This window comes from Paenibacillus prosopidis (genome assembly GCF_003337375.1).
Lineage (GTDB): Bacteria > Bacillota > Bacilli > Paenibacillales > Paenibacillaceae > Pristimantibacillus > Pristimantibacillus prosopidis.
Map to the genome: position 1 here is coordinate 43,623 of NZ_QPJD01000021.1, position 14,286 is coordinate 57,908.

Consider the following 14,286-nt stretch of genomic DNA (forward strand, 5'->3'; position numbering starts at 1 on the left):
AAAGATAGCTTTCGTCATTTTTATTCTATGATTCCGTCGCTAGAATGAACATAGGTGTTTCATAGTGAAGGGATGATGACAATAATGGATGCAAATGCATATTTGAAGACTATTGATGATACGATTTCCAAAGGAAGCTTTAAGGACAATTGGGATTCACTTAGCGAGTTTCAGGTCCCTCGTTGGTATGAGAAGGCGAAATTCGGCATTTTCATCCACTGGGGCGTTTATTCCGTTCCCGCGTTCAGGAGTGAATGGTATCCCAGAAATATGTATATTCAAGGCTCCGAGGAATATAAGCATCATATTGCTGTTTATGGGGAGCACAAAGACTTTGGCTATAAGGATTTTATCCCGATGTTCAAAGCGGAAAATTTCAATGCTAACGAATGGGCAGAGCTTTTCCGGGAAGCGGGCGCCAAATACATTATGCCTGTTGCGGAGCATCATGACGGATTTCAAATGTATAAAAGTGATATTTCTCATTTTAACGCCTATGAGATGGGACCGAAGCGGGATCTGCTCGGTGAAATGAAAGCGGCCTTTGAAAAACGGGATTTGACGTTTTGCGTTTCCTCCCATCGGGCGGAGCACTGGTTCTTCCTGTCGCACGGCAAGGAGTTTGATTCCGATATTAAAGAGCCGCTCGTGAGGGGAGATTTTTATTGGCCTTCGATGCCTGAGCCTGACCATCAGGACTTATATGGCTCGCCTCCGAACCAGGAGTATTTGGAGGATTGGTTAATCAGATGCTGTGAGCTCGTAGACCAGTATAAGCCGAAGGTGTTTTATTTTGATTGGTGGATTCATACGGCGGCGTTCAAGCCCTATCTCAAAAAATTCGCGGCGTACTATTACAACAAAGCAGAGGAATGGGGCTTCGGGGTTGCAATTAATTACAAACATGATGCGTTTCAATTCGGCACCTCCGTTCCTGACGTAGAAAGAGGTCAGTTCGCCGAGCTTAAGCCGTATTTCTGGCAAACGGATACTGCGGTTGCGAAAAACTCATGGAGCTATACGCCGGGCAATGATTATAAATCATCGGTCGAGATTATTCGTGATTTAGTTGATATCGTCAGTAAAAATGGCAGCCTGCTGCTTAATGTGGGGCCAAAAGCAGATGGATCGATTCCTGAAGAGGATAAGCAAATTCTTCTTGAAATCGGAGCATGGCTGAAGGATAACGGCGAGGCGATTTATGATACGACCTTCTGGCGCACATTCGGTGAAGGCCCTACGAAAATCGAGGAAGGCCAATTTACTGACGGGAAAACGAAATTGTTCACTAGCGAGGATATCCGTTTTACGGTGAAGGGCACCTGTCTCTATGCAACCGTTCTCGTTCATCCAAGCAACGGAGTAGTTAAAATCAAGTCTCTCGGTAAAAAATCGCACCATTTTCACGGTATCATCGAAGATATAAGCGTTCTAGGGTTCGATGAAAAACCGCTATGGGAGAGGACAGATGAGGCTTTGATTATTACGACAAATAAGGTTCAAAGTGCCGCTCCGGTCGTATTCAGCATAATCATCGAATAAGCCGATGCGAACTCAGACATAAGCAACGCAGCTCATTTACAATTTATTGGAGCATCAGAATAACGCAAACCAGGGCCGCCAGCTTTTGCTGGCGGCCCTGGTTTGTAGGAGCTATAAGCTCCAAGTTACAAGCGGGTATATTGGATAAATGCAGTAACTTTTGGTTATTTGGTCTATGCGCGTGCTCTATATTGGAGTACTTCCAATGTAGATCGATCCAAAAACGCCTATACTCCTCAATAGTACCGATTTCAGCTAATTTAACTGTACGAAATCCAATATAGCTCAGCATACCAATGTGCTCCTGCTGCTATCCTGTACGAAATCCAATGCAGCTCACTGGTTTGCTGAATGTGCGGAGGCTAGTGGGCGAAGGCGGTGCAGGCAATGCCAAGCAGATGCTAGGACTTATAAAAATGCCGCAGATAGGATGAAGGAGCTTCCCCTAATACTTTTTTGAACACTCTGCTGAAGTAATAAGGATTTTTGTAGCCAAGCCTCTCGCTTATCTCAGATATATTCATGGAAGTACTGCGCATCATATCCATCGCTTTATTCATTCTCAGCTTCGTGTGAACTTCAATGATGCTCTGTCCGGTCAATCTCTTGTACGTCGAAGACAAGTAGCTGTAATTGAGCTGGAGCTGCGAGCTTAGCTCACGCGAATCGAAATCCCGATCCGCATGCTGTACCAAATAGGTCATGACTCTTCCCGCAATCGTATCCGCTTTTCCGCCGGTCTCGCTGGTCTCCTCATGCTTCAAGGCTGCCTGATGCAAATCCAAAAACAGCTGGTAAATTTGAAGGCTGCTTCGCGTCATCCAATGATCCCTTACCTTATGATAATTATCCAAAATGGTCCGCAGTCTGCTTTCCATCGTTTGGTGCAGAGAGGAGCTGCCGTTCTTCGGCATCATAAACCGGTATTCATAATGCTTCGGATAAAAATAACCTAGTTCGGGCAGCGGCAGATGCTCCTTATAGGCTACGCGCTCATCGACAACGGTATTGAAATGAACCCAGTACCAAGCTGTTCCGGGAAGCGTCTCAGGCAATCCCCAGTGATGGAGCCCCTTCTTTAGAAACAAATGCTCCTTTTCCCGAACGATATATTCCTTACCTTCTTCAATAACCTGCATCCTGCCATTAATTACATAAAGAAACACATCGTAGTCCAATATACGGTCCGGATGCGTATATACGCTATCGATCCGGTTCCAGCCGATATCCCTTACGAGCGGCAGCCGGTCCGCTGTGAGATGAATGCTTGTATCGATGGCCAGCACCTCTCTCTCGTGATTTTCGATTTTGTCTATTATAGAACCTAAAAAAAGTATATGCAATTATATAATCCGTGCATTTAACTTTGAATCACTAGGATTAAAATATTGATTAGAAACAAAAATAAGGAGGCTATCATTAATGGCAGAGTCATTTTCCGAATTCCCGGTTGGGAGTGTTCAATTAGCAGAAGGCCCATTAACAGCACGATTTGAGCTGAATAAACAATACGTCATGAGCTTGACCAACCAAAACCTGCTGCGCAGCTTTTATTTGGAAGCGGGGCTATGGAGCTATAGTGGAAACGGCGGAACGACAACCGCTACCTCCACGAGCATGGATGGCCCGGAGCATTGGCACTGGGGCTGGGAATCACCGACCTGCGAGCTGCGCGGCCATATAATGGGACACTGGCTGTCGGCGGCCGCGCGCATTTATGCGCAAACGAATGATAGGCTGGTCAAAGCAAAGGCGGATCATATCGTATCGGAGCTGTCAAAATGTCAGGAAGCAAATGGCGGGGAATGGCTTGCGGCGTTTCCTGAGACCTACATGAACAGGCTCGTAAACGGCAAATGGGTATGGGCCCCTCATTATACGGTTCATAAGCTGCTTATGGGCTTATTCGAAATGTACGCTATAGCTGGCAACGCACAGGCACTGATAATTATAAAAGGCATGGCAGCATGGTTTGACCGCTGGACAAGCGGCTTCACGCAGGAGCAAATGGATGAGCTGCTCGATATGGAAACCGGCGGCATGCTGGAGACATGGGCGGATTTGTACGGGGTGACTGGAGAGGACAAGCACCGTGAGCTGATGTACCGGTATGATAGACGCCGGTTTTTCGATGCGCTTCTGGATGGTCGGGACGTACTCACAAACAAACATGCGAATACGCAGATTCCTGAAATTTTAGGCGCCGCCAGAGCATGGGAAGTGACAGGCGACGAGCGCTTTCGCAAGGTGGTGGAAGCGTTCTGGGCATGCGCAGTGACGAGCAGAGGTTACGTATGTACGGGCGCGGGAGACAACGCCGAGCTGTGGATGCCAAAGGAAGAGATGGCTGCCAGGCTGGGCGTTGGCGGGGAGCACTGCTGCAATTATAATATGATGCGTCTTTCCCGGTATCTGCTCCGCTGGACAGGAGATGCGGCTTATGCTGATTATTGGGAGAGAAGGTTCGTGAATGGGGTTTTAGCCCATCAGCATAGGGAAACAGGCATGATTTCGTATTTCTTAGGGGTTGGAGCGGGCAGCCATAAAACGTGGGGATCGGAGACGCAGCATTTCTGGTGCTGTCACGGTACGCTCATCCAAGCAAATGCATCCTACGATACTGAAATATTCATGGAAGACGAGCATGGCATCGCTATTTCCCAATGGATCCCTTCGAGCTTGCGGTTTGAAAGGGAAGGTACCGAAATTGGTCTTCGAATCGAGCAGGATGGGCAAAATGGGGTGTATCCGCTAAACGGCTGGTCTGTCACGGGTATGACGGCCATAACGAAAGTGGATGTTCCGCCAATTCCCGTACATCGCCCCGGCCGTTTTGTGTACCGGGTGACCATCTCTTGCGACAAGGAATCAGAATTTTCAATAAAGCTACGGCTTCCGTGGTGGTTGAGCGGTGAAGCGAAAATTTTGGTGAACGGCATCGCGGAGCCCGGCCCCTTCCAAAGCTCATCCTACTATGAGCTGCATGATGTTTGGCAGGATGGCGATACGATTGTCGTGGAATTACCAAAGACGCTTACGACCGAGCAGCTGCCGGGCGAGCCAGGTACCTTTGCTTTCATGGACGGACCTATCGTGCTTGCTGGTTTGCTGGATGAAGAACGCCGGTTATACGGCAATCCGGAAAAACCGGATTCGTTACTTGTACCGGATCGCGAACGGCATCATGGCTGGTGGAATCCCGGCTATTACCGGACAACCAGCCAAGAGCGGGGAATACGCTTCATCCCGCTTTTTGAAGTAAAGGACGAAGCCTATACGGTTTATTTTCCGGTGAATGCTAAGCCATAAAGTAATTTTCGGCGACTATTTCTATTTAGAGGCTTTCGCCAAGCTAAACGGGTGGAAACACCGGATTTTCTGATCCAATTTAAGACATATACTGCTTTCGAAACTTTGTCGGCGACAGACCTATTTGATTGGCGAAGCAATTCGAGAAGTAGGGAACATTTTCAAACCCGACGTAGTGAGCGATTTCCGAAATGGGCCACTCTGTCTTCAGCAGCAGCAGCTTCGCCTGCTCAAGCCGGTATTTCGCCAAATAGTCGATGGGCGTCATGTCATAAACCTGCTTCATGCACCGAGTAATGTAGTTGTAGTGAAAATTAAGCGCATCAGCCATCGTTTTGCTCGTTATTTCAGAGCGGTAATTGTTTTTGATGAAAGCCTCAGCCTTCTCCGCTAACGTGACGACCGGACTTATATAGGTGTCGTTTTGACGTAAATCCATCATTCGGAGCAGCTCCTCGAACGTCTGCTGCTGCGTCCAAAATGCGCTCGATTGGCGCTCTCCTCCCGCTTTGTTAAGCGCACGCATCAGCCGGAACGCTTGCTCGGGATAGGGGAGCGTCCATTGCTTTTGCAAATGCAGGGAGTAGGGCGACGTTAGGAAGCGGTTGTAATGAACGTCATGACTTAAGCTCGCATGATCCTGCTCCGATTGCTGCCACTCACCCACCGTTTGAAAATGTACCCAGTAGAAGCGGGTATTCTCCTCGGCCGGCTTCACCGAGTAATGATAACGGTCAGGCAGCAGAAGCACTGTTTGTCCAGCCGTCAAGCTCCACTCTCGATCCTCCTCGCCTATAAATAAGCAGCCGGATTCGATCAAAATCAGATCGAATACGCCAAGCTGCTTTCGATTCGGGTGCTGTCCCCCCGGCTCGTAATACTCCTCTCCGCTTTCCAAATAATAAGGGAGCGGAGGCACTGCAAAATACACTTGCTCCGATGCTTCCAACATCATCCTTCACCCTCCAGTTTTGTGTGAAATTTTATAAGAAATAAGTTCTTTCCGTTTATATTTATGTTTTATTATAACGCATACAATAGAAATCAGCAGTATGAAATTCTAAACGTTATAGAGAGGTGCGATTACTAATGGGACAAGTAGCAAGTACGGATAAAGCGAAGCCGGTTTCACTCAAGCAAGTTCAAATTACAGATGATTTTTGGAATTATTATATCAATTTAGTTAGGGACGTTGTTGTACCTTATCAATGGGAAGCGATAAACGACAATGTGGAGGGCGCGGAACGCAGCGGCGCGGTCAACAATTTTAAAATTGCAGCAGGACTTGAAAAAGGCGATTTTTATGGATATGTGTTTCAGGATACGGACGTTGCTAAATGGCTGGAAGCAGTTGCGTATTTGCTTGTAACGAAACGGGACGCTGCTTTAGAGCAGGTAGCTGACGAGATGATTGAGATCATCGGCAAGGCGCAGCAAGAGGATGGCTATTTGAACACGTACTTCACAATCAAAGAGCCCGATATGAAGTGGAAAAATTTGACTGAATGCCACGAGTTGTACAGCGCCGGTCATATGATCGAGGCCGGCGTCGCTTATTATGAAGCGACAGGGAAGCGTAACCTGCTGGATATCGTATGCCGGATAGCTGACAATATCGTTGACGTCTTTGGCGATGGTCCAGGCCAAATTGCCGGTTATGACGGTCATCAGGAGATCGAGCTTGCGCTGGTGAAGCTTTACGGAGTAACCGGAAACGAAAAGTACCTGGAGCTCAGCCGTTACTTTATCGATAAACGCGGCCATAAGCCAAGCTTCTTCGAGGAGGAAGCCGAGCGCAGAGGCTGGACGACGCATTGGAACAAGAACAAAATTCATATAGACCATGAATATTTTCAAGCTCATTTGCCTGTTCGCGAGCAGAATGCCGCTGTCGGACATGCGGTTAGGGTCGTATACATGCTGGCGGGCATGGCTGACGTCGCCCGGGAAACAGGTGACAAGTCTTTGCTGGAGGCATGCCGCAGACTATGGGATAACATCGCTTCCCGTCAAATGTATATTACGGGCGGCATCGGCTCGATGGCGCATGGCGAAGCCTTTTCGTTCGATTACGATTTGCCTAACGATACCGTATATTCTGAGACATGCGCCTCGATCGGCCTTATCTTTTTTGCACACCGTATGCTGCAGCTTGAGCCTAACAGCCGCTATGCGGACGTGCTTGAGCGGGCATTGTACAACACGGTTATAGCGGGCATGTCTCGTGACGGCAAGCATTTCTTTTACGTGAATCCGCTCGAGGTTACGCCGGAAGTATGCGACGGACGCAACAAAAACTTTAACCATGTGAAGCCTGTACGCCAGGAATGGTTCGGCTGCGCATGCTGTCCTCCGAACATTGCGCGTCTGCTGGCATCGCTCGGTGAATATATGTATTCCGTAAAAGGGAATACGATTTACTCGCACCTCTTCATCGGAGGAGAAACGGAGCTTTCGCTGGGCGGTACAAATGTAAGGCTGAATCAGCAATCCAGCATGCCTTGGGAAGGAACTGCCCGCTATGAAGTGACCGTATCGCAACCGGCGACATTCGCTCTTGCGCTGCGTATTCCGGATTGGTCCTCTAAGGCCGAGGTGCTTGTGAACGGAACAGCCTATTCGATTACGGATAAAGTGGCAGACGGCTATGCGATCATCGAACGCCAGTGGACGACCGGCGATACGGTGGAGCTTGTGCTCGAGATGCCGGTCATGCGGGTCAGAAGCCATCCGCTCGTGAAGCAAAATGCAGGCAAGGTCGCCTTACAGCGCGGACCGCTCGTCTATTGCGCGGAGGAAGCGGATAACGGACCGCTGCTTCAGCGGCTTATGCTGCCGCAGGATGCGCAGCTTGAAGTAGCTTACGATGCCAATCTCGCTGGCGGGCTTAAAGTCATTACGGCGCAGGCGTTAAGGCTGCAGCTTGAGCAGTGGGGAACGCAGCTTTACAGGACGGATTCGAACGTGAGTCTTGAACCGACGGTTGCCACTTTTATTCCTTATTACGCTTGGGCGAACCGAGACAAAGGCGAAATGGCCGTGTGGGTGAAAGAGCACGTTTAAAAGCAAGTGAATATTTCTAGATAAAGCAATGACGCCGGACAGCAGTAACGTCCAGGCGTCTTCTTTTTTTAAATCAAATGAATGACCATGCAGTAATTGTTTACTGGCAATCAGAATCGGCATATGGTTGAAAATGTTCTTTTTAGGTTCGTAAATGTGTGTTATGATGATAAACGAACAATAACAAACCTAAGAGTAGGCTTACGAAGTGGGTTTTACTCTATAAAACTTAGGAGGTTTTTATACAATGGAAGTGCGTCACACAACAAACCCTACCGATGTTAAGCAATATACGACTGAGCGTCTGCGCAGCGAGTTTTTGATCGAGAGCCTGTTCGTACAGGATCAAATTAAGATGACCTACTCTCACTATGACCGGATGGTTATCGGCGGCGCCGTTCCCGTGAATGAAGCGCTGGAGCTGGAGGATGCGGCTACGCTGAAAACGGAATATTTCTTGGAGCGCCGCGAAGTAGGCTTTTTGAATATTGGCGGACCTGCATCGATTTCCGTTGACGGCGAGACTTATGAGCTGAACAAGCTTGACGTACTTTATGTAGGCAAAGGGAAGCGCCAGGTTTTGCTGTCCAGCCTGGACAAACAAAATCCAGCGAAGCTCTATTTCTGCTCCGCGCTTGCTCATGCTGAGATCGCGACACGCAAAATGACGATGGAGGAAGCTAATCCGCTTCACCTTGGCTCGCAAGAAACGTCCAATGAACGGGTACTTTACAAATATATCCATGCAGACGGCATTCAAAGCTGCCAGCTGATGCTTGGCGTAACAAGCCTGAAATCGGGCAGCGTTTGGAACACGATGCCTTCTCATGTGCATGACCGCCGCATGGAAGCCTACCTGTACTTTGACATGAATGATGATGCGCGCGTATTCCACATGATGGGGGAGCCTTCAGAGACAAGACATCTGGTTGTTGCAAACGATCAGGCGATTATTTCTCCGCCATGGTCGATTCACTCCGGCGTGGGCACTAGCAATTATACGTTCTGCTGGTCGATGGCCGGCGAAAACTACACCTTTACTGACATGGACGCAGTGCCTGCAAGCGAGCTAAAATAGAACCATTCGCAACAGGAGGTGCACCATGCTTGCTGCTGAACGGCATCGCAAAATTATAGAGAAATTGGAGCAGCTTGGCGCGGTTAAGGTTTCCGAGCTAAGCGAGCAATTTCAGGTTACGGAAAAGACGGTACGCGAGGACTTAGAGAAGCTCGAGGAGAAGGGGCTTCTGAAGCGGACGCACGGCGGTGCGGTATTGGAGCAAGGCGGCGAGGACAGCTTATATCCGCTGCAGTTTCCGAACAGCAAGCATCAGCAGGAGAAGACGGCCATCGCTTTGCTTGCTCTTACCTGTATAGAGCCGAACGATATTATCGCGCTTGACGCAGGCAGCACGACGCTGGAAATGGCGAAGCGGCTGCCGAATATGCCAGTAACGGTGCTTACGAATGATCTGCTCATTATTCGCGAGCTGACCGCCAAGGACCAGGTTAGGCTTGTCATTCCGGGCGGATACCGCCACAACAACCTGCTCATTGGCGCGGAATCGCAGGAATGGATCAGCCGGCTTAATGTCCATAAGCTATTTCTTTCCACGACGGGCATTCATTTGGAATACGGGCTTACCATATTCACAGAGGAATTAACGAAGCTGAAGAAGCTTTATATGGAGAACGCGAAGACCGTCTATTGTCTCGCGGATCATAGCAAGTTCGACAAAGGCGCGCTAATCACGTTTGCCGGACTCGAAGAAATTGATTGCATCATCACCGATGAAGGAATCGAGGCTGATGTGGCGGCGAAGTATGAAGCGCTCGATATCCGGATGCTGAAGGCGCCGCTGCCGGATCATGCGAAGCGCAATAAAGGAAAGGTGTGAGCAAATGAGTTTGTTTGATTTGACGGGGAAAACAGCTGTCGTTACCGGCGCGGGCCGGGGGCTTGGAGAAGCGATTGCGTTGGGGCTTGCCAGGGCTGGCGCCGATGTAGCGCTTGTAACGAACCGCACACCAGCCGACAAGACGGCGGACGCTGTGCGCGCGCTGGGGCGAAAGGCCATTACGATCCAGGCGGATATCGGAGACCGTTCTAAGCTGGCTGGCATTATCGAGCGGACGGTAGATGAGCTGGGACGCATCGATATTCTGGTTAACAATGCGGGCATTATTCGTAGAACACCAGCTGCCGAGCACAGCTATGAGGACTGGCAGGATGTGCTGGATGTGAATTTGAATTCGGTATTTGTGCTAAGCCAGCTGGCAGGCAAGCATATGATTGCGCAGGGCTCCGGTAAAATCATTAACGTAGCCTCCATGCTCTCCTTCCAGGGAGGCATAACTGTTCCCGGCTATACTTCCAGCAAGCATGCGGTTGCAGGACTCACGAAGGCGCTTGCGAACGAATGGGCCGGCAAGGGTCTGCAAGTGAATGCTATTGCGCCCGGTTATATGAGCACGGATAATACGGAAGCGCTGCGTGAAGATCCCGTACGCAGCACGCAAATTTTGCAGCGTATTCCAGCAGGACGCTGGGGCACCTCGGAGGATTTGATAGGACCGGCTGTATTCTTAGCCTCTTCCGCTTCCGACTATATGAATGGTCATATATTGGCCGTAGATGGCGGTTGGTTAGTAAGGTAATGTCATAGGTAAAACAAAGCTGTCCCTAAGTAGCATTTGCTGCTTTAGGGACAGCTTATTTATTGTTACATGATCAACGCAGCATGCAAATTCCAAGAGGAATGATAACCAGATGAAAATAAATAAAGCCGAGAGTGCATCTATGGGCACTTACTCGGCTTAATGCCATATGTCGTTTACCTGTTTTAGATAAATTTTAACTAAGATATAGCTGTCCTCGACTTCTATAATATTAGTATAACTGACGGAAAATTATAAGTCTATACTTTTTTGGCATTTTTGGATATATTTTTTTCTGCGGCTAATTAGAAATTTTTTTGGAGGTTATAGGATGCAGAATGAACGAGGTCCTTATTTGATTTCTCTGCAAGGTATCGGTAAATCCTTCAAGGTGGCCAGACGGTCTGCAGGATTAAGGCAGGCAGCAAAAGCATTATTTGTCCGCGAGCATGCGATTGTAAAAGCGCTGGATGAGATATCGTTTTCGATCCATGAAGGGGAGATTGTTGGATATATCGGCCCGAATGGCGCGGGGAAATCGACTACGATCAAAGTAATGAGCGGGATTCTGGTGCCCGACTCCGGATCTTGCTCCATTATGGGATACACGCCTTGGAAAGATAGAGCGGCATATGTCAAACATATTGGAGTTGTTTTCGGTCAGCGGTCGCAGCTGTGGTGGGATGTGCCTGTCATAGACTCTTACGAGCTGCTGCGGGACATATATAAGATCCCGGCCGAGACGTACAGAGCTAACCTTAACATGCTTGTAGACACCCTGGGGCTGCATAATCTCATAAACACACCCGTTCGGCAATTGAGTTTAGGACAGAGAATGCGCTGCGAAATTGCCGCCTCCCTTTTGCACAGCCCCAAGATTCTTTTTCTGGATGAGCCCACCATCGGACTTGATGCCGTGAGCAAAATTGCCGTTCGTCAATTCATCAAAACGATTAATAAAGAAAAGGGTGTAACCGTCATTCTGACCACACACGATATGAGTGATATCGAGGCGCTGGCCGACCGGATCCTCATGATCGGCAAAGGGGCACTGTTATACGACGGTACACTAAGCGAGCTTCGCAGCCGGTTCGGCACACACCGGACCATTACTGTCGATTTCCGGGAATGCCTTCAGCCTGTCGATATTCCGGGCGTTATCCTGCTCTCATGGACGCCGGAACGGGCACTGTACAGCTTGGATACCGAACATGTATCGATCGCCAGTGTGATCTCCCAATTATCTGAACTGGTGGAGATCATTGATGTTGCAATCGAAACGAAGCCGATTGACGAAATTATTGTTCAGCTATATAAGGAGCATCAGATATGAACGCCTATATATCCGTATGGAAGCTGCGGTTCATCAACGGCATGCAGTACCGCGCTGCCGCATTAGCCGGTATGGCGACACAGCTTTTCTTCGGCTTGATTTTTATTATGGTATTTGTGGCTTTCTACAGCCAAAGCTCAGGTCAAGTGCCGATCTCGTTGAAAGACCTGGTAACCTACGTATGGCTGCAGCAAATATTTCTTGCCTTTATTATGCTGTGGTTTCGCGACAACGAAATTTTTCAGTTGATCACAAGCGGCAACATTGCCTATGAATTATGCAGGCCCTGCAACATCTATTCGTTTTGGTATGCCAAGCTGCTTGCGCAGCGCCTGTCGAGTGCAGTATTGCGGTGCTTCCCCATTCTCGCCGTTACTTTTGTGCTGCCTCAGCCCTATCGGATGAGTCTGCCGCCTTCCCCGGCAGCGTTGGCGCTTTTTCTTATAACGTTAATCTTAGGGCTGTTGGTGATTGTCGCCATTTCGATGCTGATCTACATTTCCGTGTTCTGGACCATGTCACCGACCGGCTCCACTTTGATGATCTCGGTCGCCGGCGAATTTTTAGCCGGGATGATCATTCCTGTCCCTCTCATGCCGCTTTGGCTGCAGAAGATTGCCTATGTGCTCCCTTTCCGCTGGACGACGGATTTTCCGTTTCGCGTATATTCCGGTCATATCCCGCAGGCTGAGGCGCTTTGGGGCATACTCGTGCAGTTGTTATGGCTCGCGGTTCTAATTGGTGTTGGCCAGTGGAGCCTGCGCAGAGCACTGCGTCAAGTCGTCGTACAAGGGGGTTGAATGCAATGGGCCTATACTTTAAATATTTATCGATCCTGTTCAAATCGCAGCTGCAGTACCGCACCTCATTCTGGCTCCTGACATTCGGCCAGTTTTTTATTCCGTTCTCCGTCTTTGCCGGACTTTACTTCATGTTCGAGCGGTTCGGGCAGCTCCGGGGCTGGAGCTTTTATGAGACGGCGCTCTGTTTTGCGATTATTCATATGGCCTTCTCTCTTAGCGAATGCTTTGCGCGCGGTTTTGACGCCTTCTCAAGTCTGGTTGCCGGCGGCGAATTCGACCGCGTGCTGGTTCGTCCGCGAAGCACGGTCGTGCAGGTTCTTGGCTCCAAATTTGAATTTACCCGGTTTGGCCGCTTGCTCCAAAGCGCGATCATATTGGTTTGGGCTTTGTATAACCTGCCTATTGAGTGGAGCATCGCGAAAGTGATTACGCTTCTGCTGATGGTCGCGAGTGGAGTCCTGATTTTTACGGGAATCTATATGCTGGCCGCAACGCTTTGCTTCTGGACCATTCAAGGAATGGAAGTGGCTAACATCTTTACGGACGGCGGGCGGGAGATGGCGCAGTATCCGCTTAACATTTACCAAAAATGGGTCACGGTTTTCTTCACATTTATCATCCCGTTCGGATGCGTCAGCTATTTGCCGCTGCTTTATATCCTGGATAAAGTTCATGGCAATGAGATCCTGTATATGCTGATGCCGCTAGCTGGCGTACTGTTCCTCCTGCCTTGCATACTTGTTTGGCAGCTTGGGGTTCGACATTATCGGTCAACGGGCTCATAGAAAGTGATCAAACGAGAAAGAAAGACCCGAAAGAACGACACTTGAAGCGAAGTGTCTCCTTCGGGTCTCCATTCATACGGAACGGTCAGACTGTTGCTGCTGAGTTATTGGTCTAAGTCTTTATTTTGCTGCGGTTGATTCTTTTTGCGTTTGAGAGGTGTCTTACCGATCAACCGGCCAAGAAGCATATATAACGGCGAGGTTTCGAGTTCGACTATATTGAGCATCTCCGCAAAGTTGAAAATGACCAGAAACGGCAGCAATCCAATTGCAAGTATGCCGAAAATAAGTCCGATGGTAAGACTGCGTATTATTTTGCCCAGTGTCATACGCTCATCTCCAATCCTTCGTAATTCCTCACCTTGTTAAATCAAAGAAACATAATTGACCGCACGCTGCCGCAAAACTAATTCCTCGGCATCTCGTTCAATTGGAGCTGAATCCGGTGATTGAGCCAGCACTTGATTGACGGCTGTAGTAAATAACTCGAATGCGCGTCCGTTCTGACTGGTCTTGTCATAATGGAAATCATGAAGAGGCGGTAGGGCAATTCTGCCGATAAAAGAGACGAGCAGATCGCTCCAACTATCCAAGTCAATCATATCTTCGGTTTCGCAAATAAACAGCTCGCTCCAACCGAAACCTAGAGAGCTTGTTAAACGAAGACATACGCGATGGCCAGCGGAATCGACTGCGAGCGCGGGAATGACGAATAGTTCAATTCGAGAGACGGTGAGTGTAGGGGACTGTTCGGTGACAAATGGGAAATGATTTGCAGATTGACACAACATAA

General features: G+C 48.9%; 13 protein-coding genes. 9 read left to right on the top strand and 4 right to left on the bottom strand.

Annotated features, from left to right (window positions below):
* The first annotated feature begins 84 nt into the window (after positions 1-84).
* Positions 85-1,542, top strand: coding sequence for an alpha-L-fucosidase (locus DFP97_RS26040; protein WP_114383602.1), 1,458 nt, complete (start codon positions 85-87; stop codon positions 1,540-1,542).
* A 401-nt stretch (positions 1,543-1,943) separates the two neighbouring features.
* Here DFP97_RS26040 and DFP97_RS26050 read toward each other — a convergent pair whose 3' ends face one another.
* A complete protein-coding gene (locus DFP97_RS26050) occupies positions 1,944-2,885 on the bottom strand; it encodes a helix-turn-helix transcriptional regulator (protein ID WP_245976608.1) in 942 nt (313 codons plus the stop codon).
* A gap of 79 nt (positions 2,886-2,964) precedes the next feature.
* Here DFP97_RS26050 and DFP97_RS26055 point away from each other — a divergent pair, with 79 nt between their 5' ends.
* Entirely contained in the window at positions 2,965-4,851 is a 1,887-nt protein-coding gene (locus DFP97_RS26055; protein WP_114383604.1) for a beta-L-arabinofuranosidase domain-containing protein, read from the top strand.
* A gap of 79 nt (positions 4,852-4,930) precedes the next feature.
* Here DFP97_RS26055 and DFP97_RS26060 read toward each other — a convergent pair whose 3' ends face one another.
* Complete coding sequence (locus DFP97_RS26060) at positions 4,931-5,806, bottom strand: helix-turn-helix domain-containing protein (RefSeq protein ID WP_342773312.1); 876 nt, start codon at positions 5,804-5,806, stop codon at positions 4,931-4,933.
* 134 nt (positions 5,807-5,940) lie between these two features.
* On the opposite strand from DFP97_RS26060, the gene DFP97_RS26065 reads away from it, so the two are divergent.
* The 7 genes from DFP97_RS26065 (at position 5,941) to DFP97_RS26095 (ending at position 13,493) form a co-directional block, all read left to right on the top strand.
* Positions 5,941-7,914: a glycoside hydrolase family 127 protein gene (locus DFP97_RS26065; RefSeq protein ID WP_114383605.1), complete on the top strand. Its 1,974-nt coding sequence runs from the start codon at positions 5,941-5,943 to the stop codon at positions 7,912-7,914.
* A 247-nt stretch (positions 7,915-8,161) separates the two neighbouring features.
* Positions 8,162-8,992, top strand: a complete 831-nt coding sequence (kduI, locus tag DFP97_RS26070) for a 5-dehydro-4-deoxy-D-glucuronate isomerase (protein ID WP_114383606.1) — start codon at positions 8,162-8,164, stop codon at positions 8,990-8,992.
* Positions 8,993-9,017: 25 nt separating this feature from the next.
* Positions 9,018-9,812, top strand: a complete 795-nt coding sequence (locus DFP97_RS26075; protein ID WP_114383607.1) for a DeoR/GlpR family DNA-binding transcription regulator — start codon at positions 9,018-9,020, stop codon at positions 9,810-9,812.
* A 4-nt stretch (positions 9,813-9,816) separates the two neighbouring features.
* Positions 9,817-10,572 carry a 2-dehydro-3-deoxy-D-gluconate 5-dehydrogenase KduD gene (gene kduD / locus DFP97_RS26080; protein WP_114383608.1) on the top strand — a complete coding sequence of 252 codons (756 nt, stop codon included), beginning with the start codon at positions 9,817-9,819 and terminating at the stop codon, positions 10,570-10,572.
* 331 nt (positions 10,573-10,903) lie between these two features.
* Positions 10,904-11,905 carry an ABC transporter ATP-binding protein gene (locus DFP97_RS26085; protein ID WP_114383609.1) on the top strand — a complete coding sequence of 334 codons (1,002 nt, stop codon included), beginning with the start codon at positions 10,904-10,906 and terminating at the stop codon, positions 11,903-11,905.
* Positions 11,902-12,705 (top strand): ABC transporter permease, encoded by an 804-nt coding sequence (locus DFP97_RS30965; protein WP_181873683.1) that lies wholly within the window; start codon positions 11,902-11,904, stop codon positions 12,703-12,705. The genes DFP97_RS26085 and DFP97_RS30965 overlap by 4 nt, the downstream gene beginning before the upstream one ends.
* A gap of 5 nt (positions 12,706-12,710) precedes the next feature.
* The gene (locus DFP97_RS26095) at positions 12,711-13,493 is read left to right on the top strand and encodes an ABC transporter permease (protein ID WP_114383611.1); all 783 of its coding nucleotides are present in this window, start codon (positions 12,711-12,713) and stop codon (positions 13,491-13,493) included.
* 104 nt (positions 13,494-13,597) lie between these two features.
* Here the strand turns inward: DFP97_RS26095 and DFP97_RS26100 are convergent, their stop codons facing one another.
* Together DFP97_RS26100 and DFP97_RS26105 are read right to left on the bottom strand one after the other, a co-directional pair.
* Entirely contained in the window at positions 13,598-13,822 is a 225-nt protein-coding gene (locus DFP97_RS26100) for a hypothetical protein (RefSeq protein WP_114383612.1), read from the bottom strand.
* A gap of 36 nt (positions 13,823-13,858) precedes the next feature.
* A complete protein-coding gene (locus tag DFP97_RS26105; protein WP_114383613.1) occupies positions 13,859-14,284 on the bottom strand; it encodes a hypothetical protein in 426 nt (141 codons plus the stop codon).
* Positions 14,285-14,286 lie beyond the last annotated feature (2 nt).

Excerpts from the sequence above, each read along its gene's own strand:
- DFP97_RS26040 (WP_114383602.1), top strand. The coding sequence starts at position 85 with ATGGATGCAAATGCATATTTGAAGACTATTGATGATACGATTTCCAAA.
- DFP97_RS26055 (WP_114383604.1), top strand. The coding sequence starts at position 2,965 with ATGGCAGAGTCATTTTCCGAATTCCCGGTTGGGAGTGTTCAATTAGCA.
- DFP97_RS26060 (WP_342773312.1), bottom strand. The coding sequence starts at position 5,806 with ATGATGTTGGAAGCATCGGAGCAAGTGTATTTTGCAGTGCCTCCGCTC.
- DFP97_RS26065 (WP_114383605.1), top strand. The coding sequence starts at position 5,941 with ATGGGACAAGTAGCAAGTACGGATAAAGCGAAGCCGGTTTCACTCAAG.
- kduI (WP_114383606.1), top strand. The coding sequence starts at position 8,162 with ATGGAAGTGCGTCACACAACAAACCCTACCGATGTTAAGCAATATACG.
- DFP97_RS26075 (WP_114383607.1), top strand. The coding sequence starts at position 9,018 with ATGCTTGCTGCTGAACGGCATCGCAAAATTATAGAGAAATTGGAGCAG.
- kduD (WP_114383608.1), top strand. The coding sequence starts at position 9,817 with ATGAGTTTGTTTGATTTGACGGGGAAAACAGCTGTCGTTACCGGCGCG.
- DFP97_RS26085 (WP_114383609.1), top strand. The coding sequence starts at position 10,904 with ATGCAGAATGAACGAGGTCCTTATTTGATTTCTCTGCAAGGTATCGGT.
- DFP97_RS30965 (WP_181873683.1), top strand. The coding sequence starts at position 11,902 with ATGAACGCCTATATATCCGTATGGAAGCTGCGGTTCATCAACGGCATG.
- DFP97_RS26095 (WP_114383611.1), top strand. The coding sequence starts at position 12,711 with ATGGGCCTATACTTTAAATATTTATCGATCCTGTTCAAATCGCAGCTG.
- DFP97_RS26100 (WP_114383612.1), bottom strand. The coding sequence starts at position 13,822 with ATGACACTGGGCAAAATAATACGCAGTCTTACCATCGGACTTATTTTC.
- DFP97_RS26105 (WP_114383613.1), bottom strand. The coding sequence starts at position 14,284 with ATGTTGTGTCAATCTGCAAATCATTTCCCATTTGTCACCGAACAGTCC.